The 26,021-nt window shown below is 70.9% G+C and carries 27 protein-coding genes; 9 read left to right on the forward strand and 18 right to left on the reverse strand.

The features are described 5' to 3' along the window. Window positions 1-22: 22 nt before the first annotated feature. Complete coding sequence (locus tag M1L60_RS02420) at window positions 23-565, reverse strand: RICIN domain-containing protein (RefSeq protein WP_253235586.1); 543 nt, start codon at window positions 563-565, stop codon at window positions 23-25. A 238-nt stretch (window positions 566-803) separates the two neighbouring features. Here M1L60_RS02420 and M1L60_RS02425 point away from each other — a divergent pair, with 238 nt between their 5' ends. The 4 genes from M1L60_RS02425 to M1L60_RS02440 all read left to right on the forward strand — a co-directional run bounded on the left by M1L60_RS02425 (window position 804) and on the right by M1L60_RS02440 (window position 5,558). After that, on the forward strand, window positions 804-1,916 hold the full coding sequence (locus M1L60_RS02425) for a hypothetical protein (RefSeq protein ID WP_253235587.1): 1,113 nt from the start codon (window positions 804-806) through the stop codon (window positions 1,914-1,916). Window positions 1,917-1,978: 62 nt separating this feature from the next. After that, window positions 1,979-3,634, forward strand: a complete 1,656-nt coding sequence (locus M1L60_RS02430) for a sulfatase-like hydrolase/transferase (protein WP_253235588.1) — start codon at window positions 1,979-1,981, stop codon at window positions 3,632-3,634. Between the two features lie 97 nt (window positions 3,635-3,731). Next, window positions 3,732-4,541, forward strand: coding sequence for a vanadium-dependent haloperoxidase (locus M1L60_RS02435; RefSeq protein WP_253235589.1), 810 nt, complete (start codon window positions 3,732-3,734; stop codon window positions 4,539-4,541). An 18-nt stretch (window positions 4,542-4,559) separates the two neighbouring features. Continuing rightward, window positions 4,560-5,558, forward strand: coding sequence for a suppressor of fused domain protein (locus M1L60_RS02440; protein ID WP_253235590.1), 999 nt, complete (start codon window positions 4,560-4,562; stop codon window positions 5,556-5,558). Here M1L60_RS02440 and M1L60_RS47685 read toward each other — a convergent pair. The 4 genes from M1L60_RS47685 to M1L60_RS02460 are packed head-to-tail and all read right to left on the reverse strand — an operon-like array spanning window position 5,501 to window position 8,780. Then, on the reverse strand, window positions 5,501-6,358 hold the full coding sequence (locus tag M1L60_RS47685; RefSeq protein ID WP_253235591.1) for a class I SAM-dependent methyltransferase: 858 nt from the start codon (window positions 6,356-6,358) through the stop codon (window positions 5,501-5,503). The two genes, M1L60_RS02440 and M1L60_RS47685, sit on opposite strands and share 58 nt — an antisense overlap. Beyond that, the gene (locus tag M1L60_RS02450; RefSeq protein ID WP_253235592.1) at window positions 6,355-6,927 is read right to left on the reverse strand and encodes a hypothetical protein; all 573 of its coding nucleotides are present in this window, start codon (window positions 6,925-6,927) and stop codon (window positions 6,355-6,357) included. Before M1L60_RS02450 ends, M1L60_RS47685 begins: the two co-directional genes overlap by 4 nt. A 9-nt stretch (window positions 6,928-6,936) precedes the next feature. Continuing rightward, window positions 6,937-7,980, reverse strand: a complete 1,044-nt coding sequence (locus M1L60_RS02455; protein ID WP_253235593.1) for an aminoglycoside adenylyltransferase domain-containing protein — start codon at window positions 7,978-7,980, stop codon at window positions 6,937-6,939. After that, entirely contained in the window at window positions 7,977-8,780 is an 804-nt protein-coding gene (locus M1L60_RS02460) for a TetR/AcrR family transcriptional regulator (RefSeq protein ID WP_253235594.1), read from the reverse strand. Before M1L60_RS02460 ends, M1L60_RS02455 begins: the two co-directional genes overlap by 4 nt. A 624-nt stretch (window positions 8,781-9,404) precedes the next feature. Here M1L60_RS02460 and M1L60_RS02465 point away from each other — a divergent pair. Then, the gene (locus tag M1L60_RS02465; RefSeq protein ID WP_253235595.1) at window positions 9,405-10,460 is read left to right on the forward strand and encodes a glycosyl hydrolase; all 1,056 of its coding nucleotides are present in this window, start codon (window positions 9,405-9,407) and stop codon (window positions 10,458-10,460) included. Here M1L60_RS02465 and M1L60_RS02470 read toward each other — a convergent pair. From M1L60_RS02470 to M1L60_RS02490, 5 genes are all read right to left on the reverse strand, one after another. Beyond that, window positions 10,447-11,658, reverse strand: a complete 1,212-nt coding sequence (locus tag M1L60_RS02470) for a cytochrome P450 (protein WP_253235596.1) — start codon at window positions 11,656-11,658, stop codon at window positions 10,447-10,449. The genes M1L60_RS02465 and M1L60_RS02470 overlap by 14 nt on opposite strands. Before the next feature lie 285 nt (window positions 11,659-11,943). Beyond that, complete coding sequence (locus M1L60_RS02475) at window positions 11,944-12,411, reverse strand: GvpU-like protein (RefSeq protein WP_253235597.1); 468 nt, start codon at window positions 12,409-12,411, stop codon at window positions 11,944-11,946. 16 nt (window positions 12,412-12,427) lie between these two features. Beyond that, window positions 12,428-13,114 carry a hypothetical protein gene (locus M1L60_RS02480; protein ID WP_253235598.1) on the reverse strand — a complete coding sequence of 229 codons (687 nt, stop codon included), beginning with the start codon at window positions 13,112-13,114 and terminating at the stop codon, window positions 12,428-12,430. Further along, the gene (locus M1L60_RS02485; RefSeq protein ID WP_253235599.1) at window positions 13,090-13,509 is read right to left on the reverse strand and encodes an MmcQ/YjbR family DNA-binding protein; all 420 of its coding nucleotides are present in this window, start codon (window positions 13,507-13,509) and stop codon (window positions 13,090-13,092) included. The genes M1L60_RS02480 and M1L60_RS02485 overlap by 25 nt, the downstream gene beginning before the upstream one ends. A gap of 188 nt (window positions 13,510-13,697) precedes the next feature. Beyond that, window positions 13,698-14,639: a DUF2332 domain-containing protein gene (locus M1L60_RS02490; RefSeq protein WP_253235600.1), complete on the reverse strand. Its 942-nt coding sequence runs from the start codon at window positions 14,637-14,639 to the stop codon at window positions 13,698-13,700. A 69-nt stretch (window positions 14,640-14,708) separates the two neighbouring features. Between M1L60_RS02490 and M1L60_RS02495 the strand changes: the two genes are divergently transcribed. Continuing rightward, a complete protein-coding gene (locus M1L60_RS02495; RefSeq protein WP_253235601.1) occupies window positions 14,709-15,206 on the forward strand; it encodes a MarR family winged helix-turn-helix transcriptional regulator in 498 nt (165 codons plus the stop codon). Next, window positions 15,203-16,759, forward strand: coding sequence for an MDR family MFS transporter (locus tag M1L60_RS02500; RefSeq protein WP_253235602.1), 1,557 nt, complete (start codon window positions 15,203-15,205; stop codon window positions 16,757-16,759). Before M1L60_RS02495 ends, M1L60_RS02500 begins: the two co-directional genes overlap by 4 nt. Before the next feature lie 117 nt (window positions 16,760-16,876). Here M1L60_RS02500 and M1L60_RS02505 read toward each other — a convergent pair whose 3' ends face one another. Continuing rightward, on the reverse strand, window positions 16,877-17,332 hold the full coding sequence (locus M1L60_RS02505) for a GNAT family N-acetyltransferase (RefSeq protein WP_253235603.1): 456 nt from the start codon (window positions 17,330-17,332) through the stop codon (window positions 16,877-16,879). A gap of 107 nt (window positions 17,333-17,439) precedes the next feature. Between M1L60_RS02505 and M1L60_RS02510 the strand changes: the two genes are divergently transcribed. After that, window positions 17,440-18,807, forward strand: coding sequence for a hypothetical protein (locus tag M1L60_RS02510; RefSeq protein WP_253235604.1), 1,368 nt, complete (start codon window positions 17,440-17,442; stop codon window positions 18,805-18,807). On the opposite strand, the gene M1L60_RS02515 is transcribed toward M1L60_RS02510, so the two are convergent. Together M1L60_RS02515 and M1L60_RS02520 are read right to left on the reverse strand one after the other, a co-directional pair. Then, on the reverse strand, window positions 18,781-19,626 hold the full coding sequence (locus M1L60_RS02515; protein ID WP_253235605.1) for an MBL fold metallo-hydrolase: 846 nt from the start codon (window positions 19,624-19,626) through the stop codon (window positions 18,781-18,783). The genes M1L60_RS02510 and M1L60_RS02515 overlap by 27 nt on opposite strands. Before the next feature lie 32 nt (window positions 19,627-19,658). Continuing rightward, entirely contained in the window at window positions 19,659-20,654 is a 996-nt protein-coding gene (locus M1L60_RS02520) for an iron-containing redox enzyme family protein (RefSeq protein ID WP_253235606.1), read from the reverse strand. A gap of 74 nt (window positions 20,655-20,728) precedes the next feature. Between M1L60_RS02520 and M1L60_RS02525 the strand changes: the two genes are divergently transcribed. Next, a complete protein-coding gene (locus M1L60_RS02525; RefSeq protein WP_253235607.1) occupies window positions 20,729-20,959 on the forward strand; it encodes a CDGSH iron-sulfur domain-containing protein in 231 nt (76 codons plus the stop codon). Between the two features lie 65 nt (window positions 20,960-21,024). Here the strand turns inward: M1L60_RS02525 and M1L60_RS02530 are convergent, their stop codons facing one another. From M1L60_RS02530 to M1L60_RS02545, 5 genes are all read right to left on the reverse strand, one after another. Then, complete coding sequence (locus M1L60_RS02530; protein WP_308208413.1) at window positions 21,025-22,119, reverse strand: AMP-binding protein; 1,095 nt, start codon at window positions 22,117-22,119, stop codon at window positions 21,025-21,027. After that, a complete protein-coding gene (locus tag M1L60_RS47690) occupies window positions 22,086-22,556 on the reverse strand; it encodes an AMP-binding protein (RefSeq protein WP_308208414.1) in 471 nt (156 codons plus the stop codon). The genes M1L60_RS02530 and M1L60_RS47690 overlap by 34 nt, the downstream gene beginning before the upstream one ends. After that, the gene (locus M1L60_RS02535; protein ID WP_253235608.1) at window positions 22,556-23,767 is read right to left on the reverse strand and encodes an acyl-CoA dehydrogenase family protein; all 1,212 of its coding nucleotides are present in this window, start codon (window positions 23,765-23,767) and stop codon (window positions 22,556-22,558) included. The genes M1L60_RS47690 and M1L60_RS02535 overlap by 1 nt, the downstream gene beginning before the upstream one ends. 81 nt (window positions 23,768-23,848) lie before the next feature. Then, window positions 23,849-24,652 carry a MaoC/PaaZ C-terminal domain-containing protein gene (locus M1L60_RS02540; protein ID WP_253235609.1) on the reverse strand — a complete coding sequence of 268 codons (804 nt, stop codon included), beginning with the start codon at window positions 24,650-24,652 and terminating at the stop codon, window positions 23,849-23,851. Window position 24,653: 1 nt separating this feature from the next. Further along, complete coding sequence (locus tag M1L60_RS02545; protein ID WP_253235610.1) at window positions 24,654-25,982, reverse strand: 3-oxoacyl-ACP reductase; 1,329 nt, start codon at window positions 25,980-25,982, stop codon at window positions 24,654-24,656. Between the last annotated feature and the right edge of the window lie 39 nt (window positions 25,983-26,021).

Below are 26,021 nucleotides of genomic sequence, written 5' to 3' on the forward strand. Positions count from 1 at the left end.
TGCCGAACCGCACTCGGCGAGGTCAGAAAATGTTGAAGCGTTGGTTCCAGTCGCCGACGCAGTCCCACACCTGCAGTTGGGCGCCGTTGGTGAAGCTCTTGCCGCGCACGTCGAGGCAGCGCCCGCCGGAGTAGCTGCGCAGCATGCCCCATTTGCTGCCTGGCACCTTCGACATGAACAGCCACAGTTGGTTCGGGTTCGAGGTGTTGCAGGTGTACTGGTAGACCAGGTTGCCGTTCGCGTCCGGGGCGTCCAGCGACTTGTCGAGGCACTTGCCGGAGAGCACGTTGCGGAAGCTGTAGATGTTCCCGGCCTCCTGGGTGATCACCCAGCGCTGGTTCTGGACGTTGCCACTCGTACTCAAACTCTTGATCTGGACCTTGGCCCGGTCCTCCGTCGACCAGCCGGCGACGTCGATCACCTTGGGCCCGATCGCCCCCGACGGTGTCAGCACGCTGATCCAGGTGGTGATCGACGCCGCCTGGGCCGCCGCCGGTGTCACCAGCACGGCCGCCGCGGTTGTCAACAACGACGCGAAAACTGCGAATAGCCTCCGTTGACGCATTGATTCGCTCCTTTGTATTGGTGGTCCCATTTTCGGGGCCGCTCGGCAGAAAGGAGCCGCAATGTCGCCCCGGGAACGTCCCACAATCGGGTGAATTACTACTGAGACCGACATTGTTCGGCGTCTCTGTGGTGGGTGAGGTGCAAGATCACAGCTCGTACACAATGCATTCAAAGCCGCCACCTGGGCCGTTGAGACACGTTGTGCTGACGTAAACCCCGCGCCACCAGGAGGCGGCATGGCACGACGCGTTTTTCTTCATATCGGCGCGCCCAAGACCGGCAGCACGTACGTCCAGAACGTGCTCTGGAGCAACGTCGAGACGTTGAAGGGCGTGGGCATCCTGCTGCCCGGTAAGTTCTCGGCCCACGACGAGGCCATGGCCGACCTCCGCGGCATGAACTGGCACGCCACCCCGGCCTGGTCGTGGGACCGGATCGCCGACAAGGCGGCGGGCTGGCCGGGCGACGTGGTGATCACCAACGAGGGGCTGGGCGCGGCCACCGACGCCCAGGCGGCCCGGGCCGTGCGCAGCATGCAGCCGGCCGAGGTGCACATCATCGTGGCCGCGCGCGACCTGTGGCGGACCTTCCCGTCGATGTGGCAGCAGAGCATCCGGGCCCGCAGCGTGTGGAGCTTCGAGGACTTCATCCAGGCCGTCGAGCGCGGCCGCTTCGAGGACTTCTGGGAGCACCACACGGCCAACCGGATGCTGCGCCGCTGGGGCGACCTGGTGCCGGCCGCGAACCGGCACCTGATCACCGTGCCGGGGCCGGGCGCGCCCCGGGACACCCTGTGGCGGCGGTTCGCCGAGGTCATCGGCATCCCGGACGGGGTCTGCGACCTGACCGTGCCGATGGGGGCCAACACGTCGCTGGGCGCGGCCGAGGTCGAGGTGCTGCGCCGGGTCAACCAGGCGCTGGGTGACCGGTACCCGCACCGGGCGCCCTACCAGCGCGCGGTGCAGCGGCACCTGGTCGACGCCGTGCTCAAGAACCGTACGAACGAATTGCGGTTCGGGGTCGGCCCGGAACGGGCCGAATGGGTGCTCGACCTGGCCGAACAGCAGATCAAGGACCTCGACGACTACCCGTGCGAGGTGGTGGGCGACCTGGCCGAGCTGCGGCCGGTCGACCCGCAACCGCAGCCGACCCCGGGCCAGGTGCGCCACGACCAGCTGCTGGAGACCGCGATCGAGACCATCATCGGCATGATCACCCACGCCGAGGAGCTGCACGGCCTGGTGCCCGAGCCCCGGGTCAGCCCGATCGTGCGGCTGCGGCGCCGGGCCGCGGGCAAGGTCAAGCAGAGTCTGCGGATGGTGAAGGCGGCTCCGCGGCAGAGATTCTGAACCTTGTACGGCTCCGGGCCGTATCCGAGGGAGGCCACGCCCTCGAACCGGGAGTTTCCGCTTTGCCGAAGATCCGTCGCCTTCTCGGCGGCCTGTTGACCGTGGCCGCGGCCGTGCTGATCGTGGCCGCCCTGGTCGTGCCGGACGCGGTCACCCGGGCCAAGGCGGGCACGTTCCTGCCCGGGGCTTTTCTGCGGCTGCCGATCGAGCTGATCCTGGGCGGGGCGGTCGCGCTGGCCCTGCCCGTACGCTGGCGCCGGCCGTTCGCCGTGCTGGCCGGGCTCGGCCTCGCGGTGCTGGTCGTCTTCAAGATCGCAAACGCCGGTTTCCGTACGGTCCTCGGGCGCAAATTCGACCCGGTGCTCGACCCGCCGCTGCTCCGCGACGGGTACAACGCTTTGACCGAGACCGACGGACGTACGTACGCCAATCTGGCTGTCGTTCTGGCCGTCGTCGCGGTCATCGGGTTGGCGGTCGCGCTGGTGCTGTCGGCGGTGCGCCTCGTCAAGCTGGGGACGCGGCACACGCTGCCGGCCAAACGGGTGCTGGGCGGGCTGGCCGCGGCCTGGATCGCGCTCGCGCTGAGCGGGCTGACGCTGTTCCCGAACGCGCCCGCCGCCTCCGACTCGGCGATCACCCTGGCCAAGTCGACCGTACGGCAGATACCGGCCACGATCCGCGACGAGCGCCAGTTCGTGGCGGCGGTGGCGCACGACCCGTACGCCACGGTGCCCGCGCCCGACCTGGTGGCCGGGCTCAAGGGCAAGAACGTGATCATCGGCGTGGTCGAGAGCCTGGGCCACAGCTCGCTGACCGACCCCGGCATGTCGGCCATCGTCAACCCGGCCCTCGACGCGGCGGACGCCAAGCTGGGCGCGGCCGGCTTCCACTCGCGGACGGGCTGGCTGACCTCGTCGACCTACGGCGGCGGCAGCTGGCTCGCGCACGGGTCGTTCCAGTCCGGGCTGTGGGTCACCTCGCAGCGCCGCTACGACGAGATGGTCAGCGGCGACCGGCTGACGCTGACCCGCGCTTTCCGGGACGCCGGGTGGCAGACCGCGGGCATGGAGCCGGGCAACACCAAGGACTGGCCCGAGGGCAGCTTCTACGGCTACGACCAGGTGTTCGACTCACGGAACATGGGCTACGAGGGCCCGCGCTTCGGGTGGTCGCGGATGCCCGACCAGTTCGTGCTCGACAAGTTCCAGCGGGACGTGTTCGCGAAAGCGACCAAGCCGGTGATGGCCGAGATCACGATGACCTCGAGCCACGAGCCGTGGACGCACGTGCCGTCGATGGTGCCGTGGTCGGCGATCGGCGACGGCAAGGTGTTCGAGTCGCAGGTGGCGTCGGCGCCGCCCCGCAGCGAGCTCTGGGGCGATCCGGTCAGGACACAGGCCTCGTACGCGAAGACCCTGGCCTATTCGGTCGACGCCTTCACCACGTGGGCGGCTGACTTCGCCGGCGACGACACTGTGCTCATCATGTTCGGCGACCACCAGCCGATGTCCATCATCACCGGCCGCGGGGCCAGCCACGACGTGCCGGTGTCGATCATCGCCAAGGACCCGGCGGTGCTCGACCGGATCGCGGCCTGGGGCTGGACCGACGACCTGCGCCCGGCGGCGAATGGTCCGGTCTGGCGGATGGACGAGTTCCGCGACAAATTCTTCGCCGCCTTTGGCAGGTCGGACGGGGTGGCGCTCGGCCCACGCTGATCTGGATCGATCCGACCTTTCCTGTTTCCTCTCCGGCATCCCGGACGGCCGCGCCAAATCCGGCGGCATCGCGGTGGGCACCCGGGCGGCAGACGCGATGATCGCCGCTCGGGTCGGCGACGGCGCTTTCGGTTCCGCCACTTGGAACGTCTCGACCGCGCCGGGCCAATGGCGGCCCACTCCGCCCACGCCGGCTTCCGACGGCGCCTGGGTCGGATCCCTTCGCCCCTTCGCCATCCGCAGCGGCGACCAGTTCCGCACGGCCGGGCCGCCGCCGTTGCGGAGCGCGGCCTACACGCGCGACTTCAACGAGGTCAAGGCGATCGGCGGCGTGACCAGCACGGTCCGCACGGCCGACCAGACCTCGTCGGCGATCTGGTGGCACGACCGGCGCCTGACCGAGTGGGAGATCAAGCGCCAGGTGTCGGACCGCCAGCACCTGACCACGCTGCAGGCGGCCCGGTTCTTCGGGCTGGCCGAGATCGCCAACGCGGACTCGCTGATCGCCTGCTTCAACGAGAAGAAGCACTGGAACTTCTGGCGCCCGGTCACCGCCGTGCAAGAGGCCGCATCCGACGGCAACCCCCGCACCACCGCCGACCCGACCTGGATGCCGCTGCTGGTGACCCCGCCCTTCCCCGACTACACCTCGGGCCACACGTGCTCGACCTCGACCATCATGTACACGATGCGGGCCTTCTTCGGCCGCGACGACATCCCGTTCTCGGCCTACAGCGCCGACTCCGGCACCACCCGCTCGTTCCGGAGCTTCTCAGCCGCCCTCGAAGAGGTGGTCGAGGCCCGCATCTGGGGCGGCGTCCACTACCGCAGCGCCGACGTCCAGGGTGTGAAGGTCGGCGTCGGCGTCGCCAAGTATGTGCTGGCCCATGAGTTCCGCCGACGGTGAGTGTGGTTCTGTATCGCGGTGACTTCTGACCCTCCCGGCTGGGACGCCATCGACGAGCGGCTCGGCGCGCTGTATCCCGGTGTCGAGCCGCAGCACTTCGGGACCCTGATCAAGTTCGCGATGGGCGGACCCGATCCGCTGGACGGAGTGAGCTTCTACGCCCGCAGTGAGCCGGTGCCGCACTGGCATCTGGTCGGCTACGGGATGAGCGAGCTCTACGAGAAAGAGACCGACAACGCCGACGAATCGGGATGGGGCTTCGAGTTCACGTTCCGGGTCGCCCGCGACGAGGACGAGACCGAGCCGCCGCTGTGGGCGGCCAACCTGCTGCAGAACCTGGCCCGCTACGTCTACTCGAGCGGCAACTGGTTCGAGCCCGGCCACCACATGAACGCCAACGGCCCGATCCGGCACGAGTACGAGACGGCGGTGACGGCGCTCGCCTTCGCCGAGGACCCGGAACTCGGCGCGATCGGCACCCCCAACGGGCGGGTGCTCTTCCTGCAGGTGGTGGGTCTGACCGGCGACGAGTACGAGGCGGCGCGGCGCTGGAACACCAACGGCGTGCTCGCCCTGCTGGCCGAACGGCAGCCGCTGTTGGTGACCGATCTCGACCGGCCCTCGGCGACCGACGACCCCGAGGTGCGGGCGGCCGTCGAGGCGGGCCGGGCGCGGGACGGCTCCTCGACGGGGTGGCTGCTGGTCGGCGGTTTCACGTGGGCGCCGGCCGGCGAGGCGGTCCGGCTCACCGTCAAGGAGATCACGGCCGGGATGGTGGCCGACGCCGTGCGCGACCGGCTTCCGTACGGCCGGAGTCTGCTCCTGGAAGGCGGCGATCACCGGGTGCTGCTGAACCAGGCCGGCACCGCCGCCGTCCGCCACCCGGAGGACGGGCCGCTCGAGATCGATCTGCCACCGGCGGCGGTCACGGCCCTGATCGGGGCGACCGCCATCGGTTCCTACGGGCTGCCGGAGGCTCCGGGCGTGATGGTCGAGGTCGTCGGGGAGTCGCCGTAACGGCTGATCAGCAGGCGGCCGCCGGGCTCGACCAGTGTCAGCAGGTGGCGGAACAGGTCGGGGCGGCGGCGGGCGGGAACGGCCTCGGGCAGCACGTGGACGAAGGTGAAGCGGCGACCGTTTTGCGGCCGGTAGTCGATGGCGTTGGCGTGCTCGATGCGGTCGGACCAGTGCGGCAGCCGGGCGCGGGCGAGCCCGACCAGGCGTGGGGCCAGATCTATCCCGTACGGCTCGATGGTGCGGCCCCGCTCGGCCGCCCACGCGTGGATCGACTCCATGAGCAGGCCGTTGGCGCAGCCGACGTCCAGGAACGTGCCGTCGCGGTGCAAGTGGTCGACGATCTGCTCACGGCGGGCGCGCCAGCGATCAGCGTCGCCGTCGAAGCCGGAGCCTGCCTGCGGCGTGGCGCCCCGCAGGTAGGCGGGCTCGAGCAGGCGTACGTTGTCGGCGTAGTAGCCGTCGTCCGACTGCTCGCGAAACGAGGCCAGGCCGTCGCGGACGACCGGGAAGTCGTCGGCGCTCGCGGTCGGGCCGTCGCCGGTCCGGTCGCCGTCGAGCCAGACGTAGAGGTGGTCGCCGTCGGCGGCGAAGGGGTGCACCCGCTGCGGGCGGTAAGCCAGCGCGTCGACCGGGACGGTCAGGCAGGTGTCGAGCAGGTAGTGGTCGCCTTCGTTGACGGTCGCGGTGAGCAGTTCGGGCCCGGGGCGGGCGGCGCATCGGCCGTCCGGAAGAAAAGGCACGAAGGTGATGCGCCGGACGGACGAGGGGTCGGGATCGCCCTCGATCAGGCGGTAGGTCACGGGTGCTCGCCGCCGGTGGACGGGGCCGGCGTCGGGGCGGGGCACAGCGTGAGGGCGAGGCTGCCGAACGCGTCGGGCGGGCCGGGCTGGTAGCTGTTGCAGAAGACGACGCCGGTGGTGGCGGTCGACCAGCCGTGGAACGTGCCGCGGACCGTCGGGTCGCAGCGCACCTCGAACTCGGCGGTGACGCGGTTGACGCCGGTCCAGAGGACCATCTGGGTCCCACTCTCGGCCGAGATGCCCAGGTGGTCCGGGGTCGGCTCCGGGGACCGGGCCAGGACGGGGGAGCCCGTCTCGGACTGCAGCGATGTGGCCAGGCGCTCCAGCCACTCGGGCGGTGCGTCGACGCCGGTGACGGTCGGCCGGAACGGCTCGTCGAGCAGCATCGTCTCGCGGGTGCCGGCGAGGAGTGAGGCGTTGGTGAGCACGGGCCGGGTGGTGCTCGGCGACCAGGTGAGGTGATCCGCGGTGGGATCGCACCCGGCCGGGACGACCGGGTCGGTGGAGGGTTTCGCGCAGCCGGCCGCCAATAGGATCGCTGCCAGCACGACCCACCTGATCATGATCATCGGGAAATCCTATGTGGTGCGGCGAAGGGCCTCGGCGAGGACGGCGGCAATGCCCGGCTCATCGACGATGGCGGTGGCGTCGCCCCCGTACCGGCGCAGGGCCTGACCGATCGCGGTGAGGGACGGTTCCTGGGACAGGGCCCAGCGGGCGGCGGCGACCTTGGGGGAATGGACGTGCTCGGCGGCGAAGTGCCAGATGCGGCAGGCGGTCAGCACCATGAAGGCCGCGTTCGGCGCGTCGTCGGTCAGGCCCTGCCAGGTGCGGAGCCAGTGCCGCCCGCGGGCGACCACCCACTCGGGCGGGATCGGGCCGATCAGCCCGGCCGGCGCGGCGCCGACCAGGGCGAGGCCGTCCTGCCGAGCCATCGACAACTCAGCCAGCAGATCGGTGGCGGCGGGCAGGCGCCGCTCCACCTCCAGCTCGGGTTCCGCCGGAGGCCGCACGGCGCCGCCGGCCGCGGGTTCGGCCGGATAGCGGTCAACGTCAAATGCCGTCGAATTGGCGCCGGCCACGACGGCGCCGGGTTCGGTGGGATGGCGTTCGTCATCAGGCGCCGTTGGCGTGGCGTCGGTCGTGACGTCGTTCGGTTCGGGATCGGCTGGGTAGCGCCCGGCATGAACCTTCAGTGGTCGTGCTGGGGTGGGGGATTGGTTGGCGTTGATCGTGTCGACGCCGGGTTCGGTGCGACGGCGGTCATCGGCAAGCGTCTGTGGGTCGGCGTCGGTCGCGACATCGTTCGGTTGGGGATCGGGCGGGTAGCGCCCGACGTGGAGCTCCAGCGGTGGTGCCGGTATGGGGGAGCGGGTGGCGTCGACCGTGACGACGTCGAGGTCGAGGCCGGCCGCGTCGCCGAGGTCGGCGTGGCGGACGAGGGTGATGATCCGCTCCGTCTGCTCATCGGTGATCGGCCGGTCGACGATCGCGAGCAGGTCGATGTCGCTGGAGCCCGGCCGGAAGCCGCCCGCCGCGAGCGACCCGTGCAGGATGACCGACCGGCAGTCAGCCCCGAGAACCGCAGCCAGGGATTCGGCGATGGCGAGGTGCGGCGTCATGCGGTGGCGAGGGCGCCGTGAAGGTAGATCTCGACCAGGTCAGCCGTGGTGACGGTCGAGGTCTGCGCCCCAGGCAGCCGGCTGCGCCCGAAGAACAGGCTCAGGAACGTATCGGCGGCGACCTCGGGTTTCTGACGCAGGTGCGGCCGTTCCGGTTCGAACAGCTCGAGCACGGCACGTCGGGTAGCCGCCTGCGAGGCGTTGCGGCCGGCCGACATCTCGCGGGCCTCGGCGCTGTGCGGCGCGGGCCGCTGAAAACGGGCCGCGCCCCCCGAAACGCCGCCGCCGACTCCCTCGCCGCGACCGGCGGCCTCGCCGCCGTGACCGCTGCGATCGCCGCCACTGATCCCCTCGCTGCCGGCGCCCTTGCCACCGATGTTGCTGCCACCGACGCTGCCGCGACCGCTGCCACCGATCCCCTCGCCGCCACCGCCACCGACGCCGCCGCTTGCGTTGAGCGCGCCGATGACGGCGCCCATGCGGCCCAAGTAGGCATCGAGAGCGTCGACGGCCTCGGTCAGGCGGGCCGCGAGCGGCTGGTCGAGCGCGATGGATTCCAGCTCTTGCAAGGTCTGCGCCGGATCCATCGCAGCCAGAACACATGCTTCCAACACAGCATTCTTGTCGGCAAAGACCCGGAAGATCGTGGCCTCCCCGATCCCAGCCGCTCGGGCAATCTTCGCCGTGGTCACCCCGGCCCCGAACTCCGCCACCAACGGCAGCGCAGCCCGCACAATCGTCTCCCGCCTCTGCTCAGCGGTCATCCCCGGCGCCCGGCGCCGCTCCTTGGGTGTCGTCATGCGCTCGATGCTAAGGAGTGAGTACTCACTCCGTCAACGGAAAACCGTTGAAGCCTGCAATGACAACGCTTGATTGCCCCGCCCACCTCGTCTTGCCCCGCCCAACCTCACCTCGCGCTACCCCGCGCCGCCTCGCCTTGCGCTGTCCCGCCCCGCGCCGCCTCGCCCAGCCTCGCCTCGCCCCGCGCCGCTTCGCCTCGCCCCGCGCCGCTTCGCCTCGCCCCGCGCCGCCTTGCCCCGCGCTGTCCCGCTCGCGCCGGCCCGCCCCGCGCCGCTTCGCCTCGCCCCGCTTCGCCCGCGCTGTCCCGCCTCGCGCCGGCCCGCCCCGATCGGCTTGGTTGAGATAGGGGTCATCAGTGGCACTCCTGGCCGGTGGCTTTCAGTGCTGTGTGCGAGGGCAGGGCGGCTCACTTGGTGGCCGGCGGCTGGCTGCGCGTTCTGATCGCGTACGGCGGGAAACGCTCAAGCGACGCGCAGCGTGACCGATCGCAGCGGCCGATAGGCCGGAGACTGCGCGGAACACGCAACCGAGCGGCACCGGGACGGGCACGTGGCGTGCACCCGGCGGCCTGGAATCTCTTCTCATGCCCGGCGGACAACGGCCGGACAACAGGAGGAGATTCAATGCTTCGTAAGACCGTGTACTCGCTGGCCGCCCTCGTCGCCGGGCTCGGCGCCGTGGTCGCGACCGGCCCGGCCACGGCCCAGGCCGCCACGACGCCCGCTGCCAAGCCCGCGCCCTGTGTGACCGATGCGAAGCTGGTTCCGAGCTGCGGCGTGCTGTGGGGGGCCGCGGCCGGCGGGTTCACCAACCTGCCGCGCGACACCGAGCACAAGAACTGGGAGAAGCTGAGCGGGCGGACCGCGACGATCTTCCACACCTACCACAAGGGTGACGAGAAGTTCCCGACCGACGCCGAGATCGCGATGGTGCGCGAGCCGGGCAAGCCACGCGTGCTGCTGCTGAACTGGCGGGTCGAGTACGGCTCGACGTGGGCCAACGTGGCCGCGGGCAAGCTCGACGCGCGGATCGACGCGTTCGCGGCCCGGGTCAAGGCGACCCTGCCCGAGAAGTTCTTCCTGGTGCTCAACCACGAGCCCGAGGACGACGTGCGCACCGACGCCGCGTCGGGTATGACGGCCAAGCACTTCGCGGCCTCGTACCGGCACGTGATCAAGCGGCTGAAGTCCAAGGGCCTCGGCAACATGGTCAACGTCGTCGCCTACATGGGCAACGAGAAGTGGATGGCGCAGTCGTGGTGGAAGGACCTCTACCCGGGTGACGACGTCGTCGACTGGATCGGCCTGGACTCGTACGTCAGCGCCGAGCAGAACTACTACCACGCCGGTGTCTTCGCCGACCTGCTCGACCGCAAGGCCAAGGGTGGCGAGGGCTTCTACTCGTGGGCGACGACCAAGCACGCCTCGAAGCCGCTGATGGTCGCCGAGTGGGGCGCCTACCACCGCATCGGCAAGGTTGTGGACAAGGCCAAGCAGTTCAACAGCGTGCTGCCCGAGCTGGCCAAGCGGCCCAAGGTGAAGGCGATCGTCTACTTCGACACCAAGGCTGACAAGTTCGGCGACCGCGACATCAGCATCGACAGCGCGGCGTCGAGTCTGGCCGCGTTCCGCAAGCTCGCGGCCAGCCCGAAGTTCAACGTCCAGCTCAAGCTGAAGTAAGCACCGGCAACGAATCCAGACCGAAAACGATGGACGCCCGGCGGAGTTGCAGCTCATGTGGCTGCACCGCCGGGCGTATCTCTTTGTAGCGGTCGAACAGAAGTGGATACGCCAACCGCAGCTCCATGCGGGCCAGTTCGGCGCCGATGCAGCGGTGCACTCCGTAGCCGAAGGCGAGATGGGACCGGCCCAGCGGTCGCTCCGGGTCGATGCGGTCCGGGTTCTCGAAGCGTGGGTCACGGTCGGCGCCGCTGAGCGAGCAGACCACTACGTCACCGGGCCGGATGTCGACGCCACCGATGGTGTGAGCTGCGGTCGCGACCCGGGGAAAGGCGACTTGTACGACGGTCATATAGCGCAGCAGTTCTTCGATGGTCTGGTCCGGCTGCTCGGCCAGACGTTCGCGCAGGTGACGGTCGGTCATCAGCGCGTACGAACCCAGCGCGATCATGCTGGCCGACGTCTCCAGCCCACCGGTGAGCACGCCGTCGGCCAGGCCGGCCAGCTCGCGGTCGTCGATGGCATCACCGTGCGTACGGATGATGGACCCGAGCAGCCCCTCGCCGGGCTCGCGGCGTTGTCGTTCGATCAGGTCGCCCAGGTAGGCGAGGGAGCCGCCGACTGCGTCGAGCGAAGCCCCCGCTCCGTCGACGAGGTCGAAGCGGGCGGTGCTCAGCTTCTGGAAGTGGTCGCGGTCCTCGTAGGGCACGCCCAGCAGCTCACAGATGGTCAGCGCCGGCACGGGCAGCGCGAAGTCGTGCCACAGATCCGCTTCGACAGCCAGACTGTCGAGTCGTTCCCGCACGATGGCCTCGATCCGCGGCCGCAGCCGGGCCAGGCGCCGCACGGTGAACTCGGGCGTGAGCACCTTCCGCAACCGGGTGTGGACCGGCGGATCGGCGAACCCGAGCCCGCCCGGGTCCTGGTCGAGCTTGATCCCGACCCGCCCCGCGAACCGCCCGAAGTCGTTGCTGAACCCGTCGAGGCTGCCCAGCACCTGCCGCACCGGCTCGTACCCGCTGACCAGCCACGCCCGCAGCCCGAACGGCACCGGCAGCCGGACCACCGGTCCGCGGCCGGCTCGGACGGGGTCGAGCCCGTCCCGCTGCAGCGGCCAGAGAACGCTGTCGGGCAGCCGCCGGGCCAGCAACCCGAACATCTGCGCACGCACCGCCGCCACCAGCGAGGTCATCCCCATCCCCCGACGATCAAGGCTCGAACCCGCCCAGCGACGCCAAACGCCGTTTCCGTCCCGCAGACGGTCGACCAGAACCCCAGTTCAGCGACATTCCCAGCACCGCCTGCTACCGGCGCAACCTGTGGACGCCGCGCTGATGTGTCTGCCTGGCGGGCGGTTTCGGGGGAAGGCTGGGTCGGCGAGGTGCCTGGCATCAGTTCGTGGCGCGACAGGCCGGGCCGAGTGTTCACCCTCGTGCCGCTGCGCCGGCTCAAGGAACGCCCGGCGTGCGTGCTGGGCGGAGGCTCAGTCCTCGATGAGGAGGGTTGTTCCGGGGGTCCAGCCGGAGATGTCGGCCAGCCGGCCGCGCCACAGGGAGCCGGCGTCGTTGTGGTGGGCGGGGGTGTGGATGTGGGTGTTGCGCAGGTGGATGTAGCGGGTGGGGGTCATCAGGGCCGTGTGCTGGCGGTGGGTGATCTCGCCGCCGGTGTCACGGAGTTTGACTGCCTCGTGGGCCAGGTCGGACTGCTCTTTCACGTGTTCGGCGGTGCCTACGTAGAAGGCGTCCTCGTGGTCGTTGAGTTCGCTCACCTCGGCGAACCACTGCCACTGGGGGATCAGTTCGCCGCTCACCAGCAGGCCGTGCACGCTCAGGCTCAGCGGCACGCCGGGGTTCACCGGCTCGGTCAGGCGGTCCATCTGGGCCACGTACGTGCCGAGCACGCTGTCGGGCTCGGCCCAGTCGATCCGGTCGGCGGTCCCGTTGAGATCCACGCAGCCGACTCTAGGGTCAGTGGTGGGCGGCCCGGGTGGTAACGGCTGAGTTGATCACTCCGGCCAGATAGGCGGCGTCGGTGGCACCGCGTACGGTGGCGTTGGTGCCCCTGATTCCTCGGCGGACCACTGTTTCGGGGTGGCGGATTCGCAGGGTGACCAGGTTGAGGCGGCCGGGTTCGGCGGCCAGTTCGGGGTCGAGGGCGGCCCACGGCACGAACAGCGTGCCGAAGGGGCGGCGCTCGTGGATGCCGTCGGACCTCAGGGCTACGCCGAACTTGCCCAGCGCCGTGTACCAGCTGAGGGCCAGCAGCAGGGGCCAGGCCGAGGTGTAAACGATGTCGAACGGGGTGACCTCGTCGCCGCCGAGCCAGTCGCCCACGTCGTCGGCGACCAGGCCGGTGGCCAGGAACGTGACGCCGGCGGCGATCAGCACCGGGCCGGGGCTGTCGACCGTGGCGAGTTCGCCGGGCCGCTCGATCAGGCGGCGCGGGTGGTAGTTCAACGCGGCCGTGGCGGTGGCGACCAAACCCAGATAGAGCAGCAGGGCCACGGCGAACAGGATTCCGCTGAGCAGGTCGGGGGCCAGGGCCATGCCGGTCACGAGCAGCAGCGCGACGGCGAGAGTGCCGAGCAGGAACGGCACCCGGCGCTGGATCGCGGTCTCGAAGAGCGCGTTCACGTGGGCCGGGCCGCGCGCCACGCCGCGGCCTTGCGTTTGGGGGCGCGGGCCAGCCAGGCGTCCTGCACGATCTCGGCCAGCTCGGCCCGGCTCAAACGGCCGATGTCGCGAGCCAGCAGCAGGACGCCCAGATAGCCGTTCCAGTGCGGCGTGGTGAAGAACGGGGTCGCTTCGTCCTGCACGAGCGCCTGCTTCTCGGCCTCGGACTCGACGTAGAAGACGATCACGTCGGTGTAGGGCTCGCCCGTCGCGGGGTCGAAAGCGTCCTTGCGCGGCCCGCGGAAGAACACGAACGTCTTGCCGCCGACGGCGAAACCCGGGCGCTCGGCGTCGCCGCCCACCTCGACCTCGGGCATGGCGGTGGCCAGCTCGTGGATGTCCTCGACCCGCGCGGGCCGATCGTCGTGATCGGACATGCCGACAGCCTAATGGGGCTCCGGCTCACGCATGGTCCCCAGGACGCACGAGCGGCAGGCTCTGTGAGCGGATTCTCGCAGCGTCCCGTGCGGCCACGAGTAGGTCTGACCCGCCGGCCAGAAGGGTAGAGCGAGACCGGGGCCGGCCGGCGGAAGGTTGATCTTGCAGCGAGGGGGCTCGGCCGGGTTCAGGCGCCGAACCAGGAGAGGGAGCGGCCATGGCCCTCGGTCCAGGCCAGGGGCTTGCCGTCCAGGGCGAGGACGTTCTTGTGGCGGCCGTCGCCGGGCGGGGCGGGCAGGTCGGCGTACTCGATGACCTCGGGATCCTCGACGGCCACCCAGTGCACGGGCAGGGAGCCGACCAGGGCCAGGAACGCCCGCCGGCGCGGCAGCGGCACCTGGTAGAGCATCGACGTGTGGAAGACGACCCGGGTGGCGTCGCCCGGGGCCTCGGCGACCAGGGCCGGCAGTTCGTCGACCAGGTCGCCGCGGATCAGGCGGGGCGGGTCGGCGGCCGCGATCGCCGCCGCCTGGCGCAGACGGTCGCGGCGGTGGTCGTGCTCGGGCCAGATCAGGGCCTCGAGCCAGTCGCGGTCGGCCGGGGCGGTGATGTCGAGCGGGTTCAGGTCGATGCCGGCCCGCCACACGACCTGCGGCAGCGCGGCCGGCGGGGTGAGACCGGTGGCCGCGCAGTCGAGCAGCGGGCCGGACTGGCCGAGCACCCCGTCGCCGTACCGGTAGGAGTATTTGTCGGGGTAGAGGTTGAGCCCGGCCGAGGCTCCCACCTCGATCAGCGCCAGCGGCTGGGGGAGCGCGGCCAGCACCGGCAGCAGCAGGGCGGAACGGCCGATCTCGTTGGTCTGCGTCGCCCGTACGCGCAATTGGGCGGCCACCCGCGCCCACTGCGACGTGACGAAAGCGCGGAACCGGTCGTAGTCATCGACCGGACCGGCCAGCCATTGCACGACGCCGAACAGCAGATTGGGCTGGCGCTTGGGCTCCGGCACCGTGTCGAGCAGCGTGAGCAGTTCGGGGTCGCCCGCGACCGCGCGGGCCAGCCGCTCGTAGGTGGGGGAGACGTCGCGCGCCTGACGCTCGGCGAAGTCGACGTACCAGTCAGCCGTGGTCATACCCCGCATGATGCCAGAGCCCAAATAGATGCTCGCCGGGCAAACTTGCTCAGCGGGCAATATTGATGGATGCTTGGCCCACGCAAGGGACCACGAGAGCGGGTCGAGATGGAAGACGTGCTGGCCACGCAGTTGCTGGAGCTGTCCCAGCTCATCCGCAAGGCGCGGCAGCAGTGGCTGCGGGAGCGGCCCGACGTGCCGATCGGCACCGTCAGCATCCTCAAGCTGATCGACGAGGTCGGCCCGGCCGCCGACGGTGGCTGCCACGCCAAGGACCTGGCCGGGCGGTCCGGGCTCGACCCGTCCACGGTCAGCCGGGCGGTCGCCGCCGCGGTCGCGCAGGGGCTGGTCGAACGCGGGGTCGACAGCGCGGATCGCCGTGCGTCGACGCTGACGCTCACCCCGGCCGGGCACGAACTGCTCGGCGCGGCCGGCGACTGGTTCGGCGCGCTCATCGGGCGCGCGCTGGCCGACTGGCCCGACGGCGACGCCGAGCGGGTCAGCGCCGATCTCGGCCGATTCTCGAACGCGCTCTCCGCCGTACTCGAAAGGGAGGTCGCGCGATGAGCGCACCCACCACCACCTCGCCGCCGGCCGAGGACATGTCGCACCGGCAGATCCTCGAGGCGCTCAGCGGCCTGCTGCTGGTGCTGTTCGTCGCGCTGCTGAGCAGTACGGTCGTGTCGACCGCGCTCCCGAAGATCATCGGGGCGCTGGAGGGCAGCCAGACCCAGTACACGTGGGTGGTCACGGCGACGCTGCTCACGGCCACCGCGACCACGCCGATCTGGGGCAAGCTGGCCGACCTGTTCAGCAAGAAGCTGCTCGTCCAGATCGCCATCGTCATCTTCGTGCTCGGGTCGGTGATCGCCGGCTTCAGCCAGACCGCGGGGCAGCTGATCGCGGCCCGCGCGTTCCAGGGCATCGGGGTCGGCGGTCTGCAGGCGCTGGTGCAGGTGGTGATCGCCGCGATGATCCCGCCGCGCGAGCGGGGCCGTTACAACGGCTATCTGGGCGGCGTGATGGCGCTGGCCACGGTGGGCGGGCCGCTGCTGGGCGGGCTGATCGTCGACACGTCGTGGCTGGGCTGGCGGTGGTGCTTCTTCGTCGGCGTGCCGTTCGCGGTCATCGCTCTCATCCTGTTGCAGCTGACCCTGCATGTGCACACCGTCCGCCGGGAGAACGTGAAGATCGACTACCTGGGCGCGGGCCTGATCGCCGCAGGCGTCAGCATCCTGCTCATCTGGGTGTCGTTCGTCGACGGCACGTTCGCCTGGCTGTCGTGGCCGACGTACACGATGGTCGGCGGCGCTCTCGCGCTGCTCGCGCTGGCCGTCGTCGTCGAGAAGCGGGCGGCCGAGCCGGTGGTGCCGCTGGAGATCGTCCGGGAGCGCACCACGGCCCTGTCGATCATCGCCAGCCTCGCGGTCGGCATGGCCATGTTCGGCGGCGCGGTCTTCCTGGGCCAGTACTTCCAGATCGGACGTGGCTACAGCCCGACCGAGGCCGGTCTGCTGACCATTCCGTTGATGGCCGGCGTGCTTCTTTCGTCGATCATCGTCGGGCGCATCATCACCCGGACCGGGCAGATCAAGCCGTACATCATCGCCGGTCTGGTCGTGTTGTTCGCGGGCTTCGCGCTGCTGGGCACGATCGACCACGAGACGTCCCTGGCCTTCGTCGGCTTCGGCATGCTGCTGGTCGGCCTGGGTGTCGGCGCGAGCATGCAGAACCTGGTGCTCGCCGTCCAGAACACGGTGCCGCTGCGCAACATCGGCGCCGCCTCGTCGACGGTCGCGTTCTTCCGCTCGATGGGTGGCGCGATCGGCGTTTCGGTGCTGGGCGCTGTGCTGGCCCGCCGCGTCACCGATCAGATCACCCACGACCTGGCCGCGGCCGGCTTCCCGGCCTCGGGCGACGGCGGCGGCAGCCTCAACGTGGGCGCGCTGCCGGACGCCGTCCAGCACATCGTCCGGGCCGCCTACGGCGACGCCACCGGCCACATCTTCCTGATCTCGGCCGCCATCGCCGTCCTCGGCCTCGTGGCCACGATCTTCCTGCCCCGCACGACCCTGCGCACCAGCCTCGACCTCCCCGCTCAAGAGCCGGTCAAGAACTGATTGAGTACGCGCCATCGGGCCCGTCGGCGCAGCGGTGCGCTGCCCGGCCGCCGGCGTGCCGTCCCGCCCGGCCAACCCGCGATCCGTGGCGATCGCGAGGAAGAACACACCGAGCGGTCAGGGCAGTTCGAGGACGACGTACTCCACATCCGATTCCCGTACGGTCTCGATCTGTTCGAAGCCGCAGCGCTCCAGCAGGCGGATAGAGGCGGTGTTGCCGACGTCCGCCGTGGCGTGGAGTGGGCGGGCTGTCTCGACGTCGAGGTAGAGGGCCAGCGCGCGCGTCCCCACGCCCCGGCCCCAGAACCTCCGGCCCAGCCAGTAGCCGACCTCGCGGCGTCCGCCCTGGTCCCAGGACACGACGCTGCCCGCGACCGCGCCGCCGACCAGCACCGTGCGGGCGCCCACGGCCGGGTCGCCGAGGATGCGGGTCATCCAGTGGACCACGAACTGCGTACGGTCGCGGGCCTGGAAGTTGGCTCGGGCCTGAGCCTCGGGATCCTGCTCGTGGGCGTGGAAGTCGTCGATGTCGCTGATTCGGACCGGGCGCAGGCTCACCTCGACGTCGGGCATGGCCGAAGTGTGACAGCTCGGCGCATTGAGGCAGGTCACACGCGAATCGAGGTTCGTGCCGCGGAACGTCGGGAACCCCGGATCAACTCTGGGGGGAGCTGAGTCGGGTGACGATCTACGAGACGATGTCGGAGCCGCGGGGCGGGCTGCCGGTCGACAACCTGGTCTGTGCGGACAGCCTGTGCCGGGCGCTGCTGTCGACCGTGTCGGGGACGGTCGGCGGGTGGGTGGCGCGGACGCCGCTGCTCGGCCGCCGGGGACAGCTGCCGCCGGGGCGCCGGCATTTCGAGTTGGCGCGGGACGCGTACGCCGAAGCCGTTCCGCACGACCAGGTGGGCTCGATCGACGCCGACGCGATCGCCGAGTGGATCGTCGGGCACTACCGTGAGGATCAATACCCGGCCGTACTGCTCGGGTCGCCGCACGGTTCGGCCGCGCACCTGGCCGTGGCCCTCGGGGCGGCCTGGCTGCCGACCAGCGTGCCGCTGACGGTGAGCTGGCCCGGCGGCTCGGTGGGGGACTGGCCGGGCGCGCTCGAATGGGGCGCCGACCTGGCCCGCCTGATCACGGCTCGGAACCCGGGCATCACGGTCCGGCAGGTCCACGATCCGTTGCGGGGCGGGCCGCTGTGCGGGGCCACCGTGCGGTTCCATCTGCGCTGGGCGACCCTGCCCGCCGCCTACGAGCGTTTTCTGCGTACGCGGCTCGCGCCCGACGGCAGCACCCTGCTGACCCGTGACCTGCGCACCTGGCCGGTGACGGCAGTCAGCGCCCGGCACAGCTTCCAGGTCGGCAGCCCGGTCGGCGGCAGCGAGCCCGAGGACTACGCGCTGGCCAACCCCGAGTTCCGCCGGGTCCTCGAGACGCTCGGTGCCGCCTCGTGGTCGCACATCGACCCCGAAACCCCGCAGCGGTACGCCGAACGTTCGGGCGAGCCGTCACTCGGGGTCGACCTGGCCCGGCTCGGTGAGTCCTCGCACAAACTGCTGTACGCCCGGCCCGGGACGCTCAGCGCCTGCGTGGCCGACCTGCTGCGGCAGTGGCGGTCCGACGCCGGCGACCGCTGCGTGATCGAGTGCGGCCGGCTGCTCGATCCGTGGCTGGCCCGGGCCGGTGGGCTGGTGCCGTACTGGGCCGAGTCGGCCGCCCGCTCGACGGTCGAGGGGGCCGAGATGTGGCTGGCCGGCAGCGACCGGTTCGACGGGGTGGCCGTGCTGCCCGAACCGCCCGGCCACACCGGGACCCACGTGGCCACGCTGGCCCAGTGGCGGGCGCTGGCCTCGTTCGGGCGGCGGCGCGAGCCGATCGACCGCTTCGCGGCCGGCCGCTACCCGACGCTGCCGGTGGCCACCGGGCACGCCACCCGGATGCTGGCCGGGGCGCCGCTGCGGCCGCTGCCGCCGGTCATGCCCATGGCGTACGCCATCGATCGCCTGCGGCAGTCCGGCTCATCCCTGGGAATGCTGTTCACCTAAGCGCGATTCGGCGTGGTGACCGCCGATGCCGTCGCGCAGCGGCAGGTGCAGCGTGCCGCCCCGGGTGATCGGCTGGATACCGGTCAGGCCCTGCCGTTCGGCCCGCGTCACGAAGTCGCTCAGCGGGGACTTCATCACCTGGTAGTCGTCGTAGTGGATCGGCACGGTGATGCCCGGCCGGATCAGCTGGGCCACCTCTGCCCCTTGCCGGCCATCCATGGTGAGCAGCATGCCGAGCAGCCGCGTGCCGCCCAGGTGGATCAGCATCGCGTCGACCTCGCCGAAGCGCCGCGGCACCTGCTCGAGCGCGTCGTGCACCAGCGTGTCCCCGGTGATGTAGAGGCGCAGGGCCAACCGGCCGTCGACCTCGAGCTCGACCACCGAGCCCATCACGTCGGGCAGAAGACGGTCGGCGAGGCCCGGTCCGTGCCGGCCGGGCGCCGCGGTGATCCGCAGTCGCTGGCGGTCGCGGGTCCACTCGAAGCACTCCCACGTCGGCAGCCCGCGCACGGCCAGGTAGCGCCGCCGGCGCAGCTTCCGGCAGGCGGCCGGGGTGGTCACGATGGGCAGGGTGGGCTCGACCCAGCGGCGGGCGGCCGCGTCGAAGTGGTCGCCGTGCAGGTGGGACAGCAGGATCCCGTCGACCGCCGTCCCGTCCAAAGAGTCCAGAACCGGATCGCGTACGCGCTTGGTCCACGCGCCGTAACCGAGGTACACCCGGCTCCCGGCCGGCCCGAACGCCGGGTCGGTCAGCAGCGTGAAGTGGCCCAGCCGGAGCAGGGTGGTGGCGTTGCCGATGAAGGTGACGGTGGCTTGCATCGTGGTCTCCGAGCTGTGCGGGAAGCGCTCGACTACCCGGCCAGCACCGGTTGAACCGTCCGGTTCCGCAACGACGAACGCCCCTGCTGCCACGTGTCGAGAACCGATTGCGCCCACAGCGAGTCGACGGCCAGCGCGCACCGGGCTCCGAACAGCACGTCCGCGGCCCGAGCGGGTTCGGCCGCGGCGAACGATCCGCACAGGTCGTGCGCGGCGATCTGCTCGTGCACGGCGTCGGCCTCGACGTGCTCGTCGTAGAAGGCGGTCGCGTCGGCGTCCCCGCCCAACCGGCGCAGACCATTGGCGTACGCGCGGTTGGGCAGTGACGACGTCATCTCGTACGCCGCCAGGTGCCCGAGGATCATGCCGCGGCGCGCGCGATGCAGGCCGAACAGCGACATCAGGTTGTTCACCGCGAGCGTCGGCGCGCCGACCGAGTCGACGTATCCGCCGTACGAGAGATCGAGGTCGAACCAGCGCATCGTGCGCTTGAACAGCTCCTGGTGCATGCGCGGCTCGATCCCGCCGCCGTACTCATCGGTCTGGATCTCGACGAGCGCCGCCTTGGCCCGGCCGCCGATCCGGGGCAGGGCCCACGAGTGCGGGTCGGCCTCGCGCAGGTGGTAGACCGAGCGGTGGGTGACGAACTCCCGGAACTGCTCGAACGTGGCGCGTCCGCGCAGGTAGCCGGAGAGGCCCGGCCCGTCGTCCTCCTCGACGATGCGGGCCAGCGCGGCCGGCACGGTGGCCGGGTCGACGGCCTCGGTGGGCGCGCCGACCAGGTCGTACAGGGAACTGAGGTACCGGTTCTCGGCCGCGGTGCGCAGGCGCAGCAGGCCGGGATCCCACTCCCAGCAGTCGTCGACGCCGTCCCATCCCCGGTAGGCCAGCTCGTAGCAGACGAACAGCGTCAGGTGCAGGTCCTCGTCACCGTCGAAGTGCGCGAAGGCGGGAAGTTTCGTGGTGCGCCCGGCGAGCGCGTCGATGAGCGCCGCGGAGACGCGGCCACGGGCCGCAGGAAGTTGCATGACGGCAAACTTCCCACCTGGCGGACGGGTAAACGGGCTGTTTCAACCGCAGCTCAGCGGGCATTCCGGCCGTCATGACCTCGTCGATCGTGCCCTACCCGGACGGCCCGCTGATCGTCCGCGGCGACTTCGAACTGCTCACTCCCGAGGGCGAGCCGATCGACCCCGGACGGGGCACGATCGCCCTCTGCCGCTGCGGCAAATCGGCCACCAAGCCGTTCTGCGACGGCACCCACAAGGCGATCAAGTTCCACGCCGAGGCCGGCCGGGAGACCCCGGCCCCGCGCTCGGGTTTGCGGGAGTGAGCGCTCGGCCGCTCGGGTTGTGCGCTGACGGTGGAGGTGAGCGTTTGGCGGCTCGGGTTGCTCGTTCAGGGTGCAGGAAGTGAGCGTTTGAGCACTTTGCCGGTCGGGTTGCGCGGCAGTTCGGGCAGGAAGACGACATCGCGGGGCACGCTGAACCGGGCGCGGTGGCGGCGCACGTGGTCGCGGACGTCGTCGACGCTCAGCGTGGCGTCCGCGCGCAGCACGACGTAGGCGGCCAGCCGCTGGCCGTACTTGTCGTCGGGTACGCCGATGACCGCCACCTCGAGCACTTGCGGCAGATCGGCCAGCAGGTTCTCGACCTCGGACGGGAAGACGTTCTCGCCGCCCGAGACGATCATGTCGTCCTGGCGGCCGTCGACGAACACGCGGCCGGCCTCGTCGAGGTGGCCGACGTCGCCGATGGCCAGCAGCCCGTCGCGCAGTTCCTGCTCGGCGCCGTTCGTATAACCCTCGAACAGCATCTCGTTGCCCACGAAGAGCCGGCCGGTCGTGCCGCGCGGCACCGGGCGGCCGTCCTCACCGAAGGCTTCGACCCTGGTTCCGTACGGTGGGCGGCCGGCCGTGCCGGGGGCCGCGCGCATGTCGGCCGGGGTGGCGATGGACGCCCAGGACGCCTCGGTCGAGCCGTACAGGTTGTAGAGGATGTCGCCGTAGCGGTCCATGAACCGGTCGGCCAGGCCCCCGGGCAGCGCGGACCCGCTCACCGCGACCACTTTCAGCGGCACCGGGCGGTAGGGCTGCTCCATGATCTGCTGGATCATCACCGGCACGGCGATGAGCGCGGAACAGTTGTGCGTGGCGACCGTTTCGAGCACATCGGCCGGGTCGAACCGGCGGCGCAGCACCAGCGTGGCCCGCAACGCGAGGGCCATCTGCAGCCCCGCGTAGGCCCACGTGTGAAACAGCGGGCCGGCGATGTGCATGCGCACACCGGCGTGCAACGGGATCCGATCGATGATGGAACACAACGGCCGGAACCCGCTCGGCGTGGGCCGCTGGGCACCCTTCGGCGTTCCTGTCGTGCCCGAAGTGAGCACGATCGTGCGCCCGGGTCGCGCGGGCGGTCGGATCGACCCGGTCGATGCCGTGGGCCCGGCCGTGGCGATCAAGTCGGTGGACGTGGTGACGAAAGCGCGCACGCCGGGCGGGGCGGGAACTCGTCGTCGTGGATCAGGGCGACGAGTTGCTGGTCGCGCACCACGTCGGCCAGTTGCGGGCCGGACAGGCCGGTGTTGATGAGCACCGGGTCGGCGCCGCGGGTGGCGATGCCGATCAGGGCCACGACCATGTCGGCCGAGTTGCGGCAGAGCAGGCCGACCCGGTCGCGGGGCTGCACGGGCAGCGCGGCCGCCAGCCGGGACGAGCGGTCGACCAGCTCCGCGTACGTCATCGACCCTCGATCATCGATTATCGCTACGCGATCGGGGTTGCGGGCGGTCGCCTGGCGCAGCTCGCCGGCCAGCCCGAAGCCCCACGCGTGCAGGGCCGACAGCTGGCGCAGCACCCGTTGCGGCGGGCCCGGCGTGAGCAGGCCCCGCCGGGCCATCGTGCGCAGGACGAAGGCCGCCCCGGACATCAGCGGATCTGCCGTCCGGTGATCGCCCGCGAGATGACCAGGCGCTGGATCTCGGACGTGCCCTCGAAAATCGTGTAGATCTTGGCGTCCCGGAACATCCGCTCGACCGGGTGGTCCCGCAGATAACCGGCCCCACCCAGGATCTGCACCGCCTTCTCGGTCACCGCCACCGCCACCTCTCCGGCCTTGAGCTTCGACATCGAACCCTCGCCGGCCGAGAACGGCCGGTCGTTGCGGCCCATCCATGCTGCCCGCCACACCAGCAGGCGGGCGGCGTCGATCTCGGTGCGCATGTCGGCCAGGGCGAAGGCGATCGCTTGGTTCTCGACGATCGGGCGGCCGAACTGCACGCGGGACTGAGCGTACTCGAGTGAGTACTCGTACGCTGCCCGTGCGATGCCCAGCGCCTGCGCGCCGACGGCCGGCCGGGACAGCTCGAACGTACGCATCGACGCCTGCCCGGATGCGCGCTTGCCTTCGCGGGCGCGGGCGAGACGCTCATCCAACTTGTCCTTGCCGCCGAGCAGGCACCGGCCCGGCACACGGACGTCGTCGAGGAACACGTCGGCCGTGTGCGAGGCCCGCAGACCCAGCTTGCGCAGCTTCTTCGAGCCGACCAGCCCGGCCGTGCCCGGCGGCACGACGAACGCGGCCTGCCCGCGCGAGCCCAGCGCAGGGTCGACCGAGGCGGTGACGACGTGCACGTTGGCGATGCCGCCGTTGGTCGCGTAAGCCTTCTGCCCGTTCAGCACCCACTCGTCGGCGGCCTCGTCGTAGACCGCGCGGGTGCGCATCGCGGCCACGTCGGAGCCGGCCTCGGGCTCGGTCGAGCAGAACGCGCCCACCTTCGGGTCGGCCTCGTCGCCGAAGCACTGCGGCACCCACTCGACCATCTGCTCGGGGGTGCCGGAGCCGTAGATCGCCGCCACCGCCAGTGAGGTGCCGGACAGCGCCATCCCGATGCCGCCGTCACCCCAGAAGAGTTCCTCGTTGACCAGCGGCAACGACAGCCCGCTGGAGTCGGACCAGGTGTTGATCAGGAACTCGAAGCCGTACAGGCCGATCTTCGCGGCCTCCTGGAGGACCGGCCACGGGGTCTCCTCGCGCTCGTCCCATTCGGACGCGGCGGGCCGGATCACACTCTCGGCGAACCCGTGCACCCACTCCCGCAGCTCGTTCTGTTCCTCGTTCAGGTCGAGCCAAAACTCCATGCGACGCCCTCCGGCCGTTTCTACTGGCCGGTAACGCTACCGGAACGCAGCAGTTCCCGGTTCTTTCGCGCCGAGATACCGTCAAGCAGGCGTGACTTGCCCCGCAAGGTGAGGCTTCGCGCCGGTGAGTGTGAAACGGCCGTCCTCATGAGCGAATTGGACGCGCGCGGGCAGCAGGATCGGGCGCTGGAAGCGGGCGTCCACTGTGTAGCGGTCGGGGAGGCGGCCCTCGAGGGCGGCCAGACTGCGGGCCAGGCTCCACATGCCGTGGGCGATCGGCTTCGGGAACCCGAAGAGCCGCGCCCCGATCCGCGACGTGTGGATCGGGTTGCGGTCCCCGCTGACCGCCGCGTAGTCACGGCCGATCCGCGTCGGCACGCGCCAGGTCGCCTGTGGCTCCGGGGCGGGATCCGCATCGGACGGCTTGGCGCCGGTGGGGGAGGAGGACGAGCGGGAGAGGTACGTCGACGTGCTCGTCCACACCGTCTCGCCGTCGACCGAGGCGGCGGCCACGATGTCGACCTGGCGGCCGCGGTCGTGCGGACGCAGGTCGGCGGCGCGCACGGCCAGGTCGAATTGCATGTCCGCGCTGACCGGCCGGTGCACGATGATGCGGTTGGTGATGTGGACGAGCCCGATCGCCGGGAACGGGAAGTCCGGCGCCGTCAGCAGGTGCATGGTCAGCGGGAATGCGAGCACGTGCGGATAGGTGGGCGGCAGGCGGTCGTTCAACCGGAAACCGCAGACCCGGTCGTACGCGGCCAGGTGATCCCGGTCGACCCGGACGCCCGCCTGGTCGAGCGTGAGCTCGGGCAGCGTCTCCGGCCGGTTCCGGGGGATCAGTCCCAGGGCCGCCCGCAGCATCGTCGCCCGCCCGGCCGCCACCTCACGCCCCCAGCAGGCTCTGGCCGCACACCCGCACGACGTTGCCGGTGATCGTGCCCGAGCCCGGCGACGCGAACCAGGCGATCGTCTCGGCCACGTCGACCGGCAGCCCGCCCTGGGCCAGGCTGTTCATCCGCCGCCCGGCCTCGCGCAGCGTCACCGGCATCTTGGCCGTCATCGCGGTCTCGATGAAGCCGGGCGCGACCGCGTTGATCGTGACGCCCTGTTTCCGCAGGCCGGGCGCGCTCGACTGCACCAGCCCGATCACGCCCGCCTTGCTCGTCGCGTAGTTGGTCTGGCCGCGGTTACCCGCTATCCCGGCGATCGAGGCCACCCCGACGATCCGTCCGCCCGACGCGATCAGGTCTTTTTCCAGCAGCGCGTCGTTGATCCGGGACGGCGCGACCAGGTTGACCGCGAGCACCGAGTTCCAGCCGCCCTCGTCCATCTTGGCGATCGTGCGGTCGCGGGTGATGCCGGCGTTGTGGACGATGATGTCCAACGGCCGGGTCAGGTGCGAGGCGAGGCGCGCGCCGGCGCCTTCAGCCGTCAGATCGAGTTGCACGGCCCTTCCGCGGACGTCGTTGGCCACCCCGGCCAGGGCGTCGCCCGCGGCCGGCACGTCGAGGGCGATCACGTCGGCGCCGTCGCGGGCCAGCACCCGGGCGATGGCCGCGCCGATCCCGCGGGCCGCCCCGGTGACCAGCGCCGACTTCCCGGCCAGGGGCAGCTGCCAGTCGGCCGGCGCGGGCGGGTTCCCGGCTCCGATCGTCACGACCTGGCCCGACACGTACGCCGACCGGCCGCTGAGCAGGAACCGCAGCGTCGACTCGAGCGCGCCCTCGCCGCCGCGCTCGACATACACCAGCTGGGCGGTGATGCCGCGCCCGAACTCTTTACCGATGCTGCGTGTGAGCCCCTCGAGGGCCCGCTGGGCGGTCGCCTCGTGCGGATCGTCGACGGTCGCGGGCGGAGTGCCGAGCACGAGGACCCGGCCCGACCGCAGCACCGACCGGGCGTACGGGTGAAAGAAGTTGAACAGCTCGCCGAGCTCGCCCACGTCGGTGATGCCGGTGGCGTCGAAGATCAGCGCGCCGTGCCCGCCCCCGCTCAGCGGCTCGTCCAGGGTCTCGACGCCCGCGCCGGCCAGCACCTTGCGCACCTGGTCACCCAGCCGCCCGCCCGGCGCCGCGCCGATCAGCACCGGCCCCTCGGTCAGCGGGTCACCCGGCGTCCAGCGCCGCAGCCGCGGCGGATCGGGCAGGCCGAGCCGCTTGATCATGGTCCGCCCGGGACCGGAGTTCGCGAAGCTCGCGTACCTGTCGCCCATGCGCCGCAGCCTACTAAGGCGTGTTGGTAACCTACTCAC

The sequence above is a fragment of the Paractinoplanes aksuensis genome (assembly GCF_024137025.1).
GTDB lineage: Bacteria > Actinomycetota > Actinomycetes > Mycobacteriales > Micromonosporaceae > Actinoplanes > Actinoplanes aksuensis.

Bases quoted from the DNA above. Each gene is read 5' to 3' on its own strand.
- M1L60_RS02520 (WP_253235606.1), bottom strand. From the start codon at position 20,654: ATGCAACTTCCTGCGGCCCGTGGCCGCGTCTCCGCGGCGCTCATCGAC.
- M1L60_RS02450 (WP_253235592.1), bottom strand. From the start codon at position 6,927: ATGATCATGATCAGGTGGGTCGTGCTGGCAGCGATCCTATTGGCGGCC.
- M1L60_RS02425 (WP_253235587.1), top strand. From the start codon at position 804: ATGGCACGACGCGTTTTTCTTCATATCGGCGCGCCCAAGACCGGCAGC.
- M1L60_RS02420 (WP_253235586.1), bottom strand. From the start codon at position 565: ATGCGTCAACGGAGGCTATTCGCAGTTTTCGCGTCGTTGTTGACAACC.
- M1L60_RS02525 (WP_253235607.1), top strand. From the start codon at position 20,729: ATGACCTCGTCGATCGTGCCCTACCCGGACGGCCCGCTGATCGTCCGC.
- M1L60_RS02485 (WP_253235599.1), bottom strand. From the start codon at position 13,509: ATGTCCGATCACGACGATCGGCCCGCGCGGGTCGAGGACATCCACGAG.
- M1L60_RS02470 (WP_253235596.1), bottom strand. From the start codon at position 11,658: ATGGGGATGACCTCGCTGGTGGCGGCGGTGCGTGCGCAGATGTTCGGG.
- M1L60_RS02515 (WP_253235605.1), bottom strand. From the start codon at position 19,626: ATGCAAGCCACCGTCACCTTCATCGGCAACGCCACCACCCTGCTCCGG.
- M1L60_RS02500 (WP_253235602.1), top strand. From the start codon at position 15,203: ATGAGCGCACCCACCACCACCTCGCCGCCGGCCGAGGACATGTCGCAC.
- M1L60_RS02535 (WP_253235608.1), bottom strand. From the start codon at position 23,767: ATGGAGTTTTGGCTCGACCTGAACGAGGAACAGAACGAGCTGCGGGAG.
- M1L60_RS02435 (WP_253235589.1), top strand. From the start codon at position 3,732: ATGATCGCCGCTCGGGTCGGCGACGGCGCTTTCGGTTCCGCCACTTGG.
- M1L60_RS02490 (WP_253235600.1), bottom strand. From the start codon at position 14,639: ATGACCACGGCTGACTGGTACGTCGACTTCGCCGAGCGTCAGGCGCGC.
- M1L60_RS02460 (WP_253235594.1), bottom strand. From the start codon at position 8,780: ATGACGACACCCAAGGAGCGGCGCCGGGCGCCGGGGATGACCGCTGAG.
- M1L60_RS02465 (WP_253235595.1), top strand. From the start codon at position 9,405: ATGCTTCGTAAGACCGTGTACTCGCTGGCCGCCCTCGTCGCCGGGCTC.
- M1L60_RS47690 (WP_308208414.1), bottom strand. From the start codon at position 22,556: ATGTCCGGGGCGGCCTTCGTCCTGCGCACGATGGCCCGGCGGGGCCTG.
- M1L60_RS02545 (WP_253235610.1), bottom strand. From the start codon at position 25,982: ATGGGCGACAGGTACGCGAGCTTCGCGAACTCCGGTCCCGGGCGGACC.
- M1L60_RS02455 (WP_253235593.1), bottom strand. From the start codon at position 7,980: ATGACGCCGCACCTCGCCATCGCCGAATCCCTGGCTGCGGTTCTCGGG.
- M1L60_RS02505 (WP_253235603.1), bottom strand. From the start codon at position 17,332: ATGCCCGACGTCGAGGTGAGCCTGCGCCCGGTCCGAATCAGCGACATC.
- M1L60_RS02495 (WP_253235601.1), top strand. From the start codon at position 14,709: ATGCTTGGCCCACGCAAGGGACCACGAGAGCGGGTCGAGATGGAAGAC.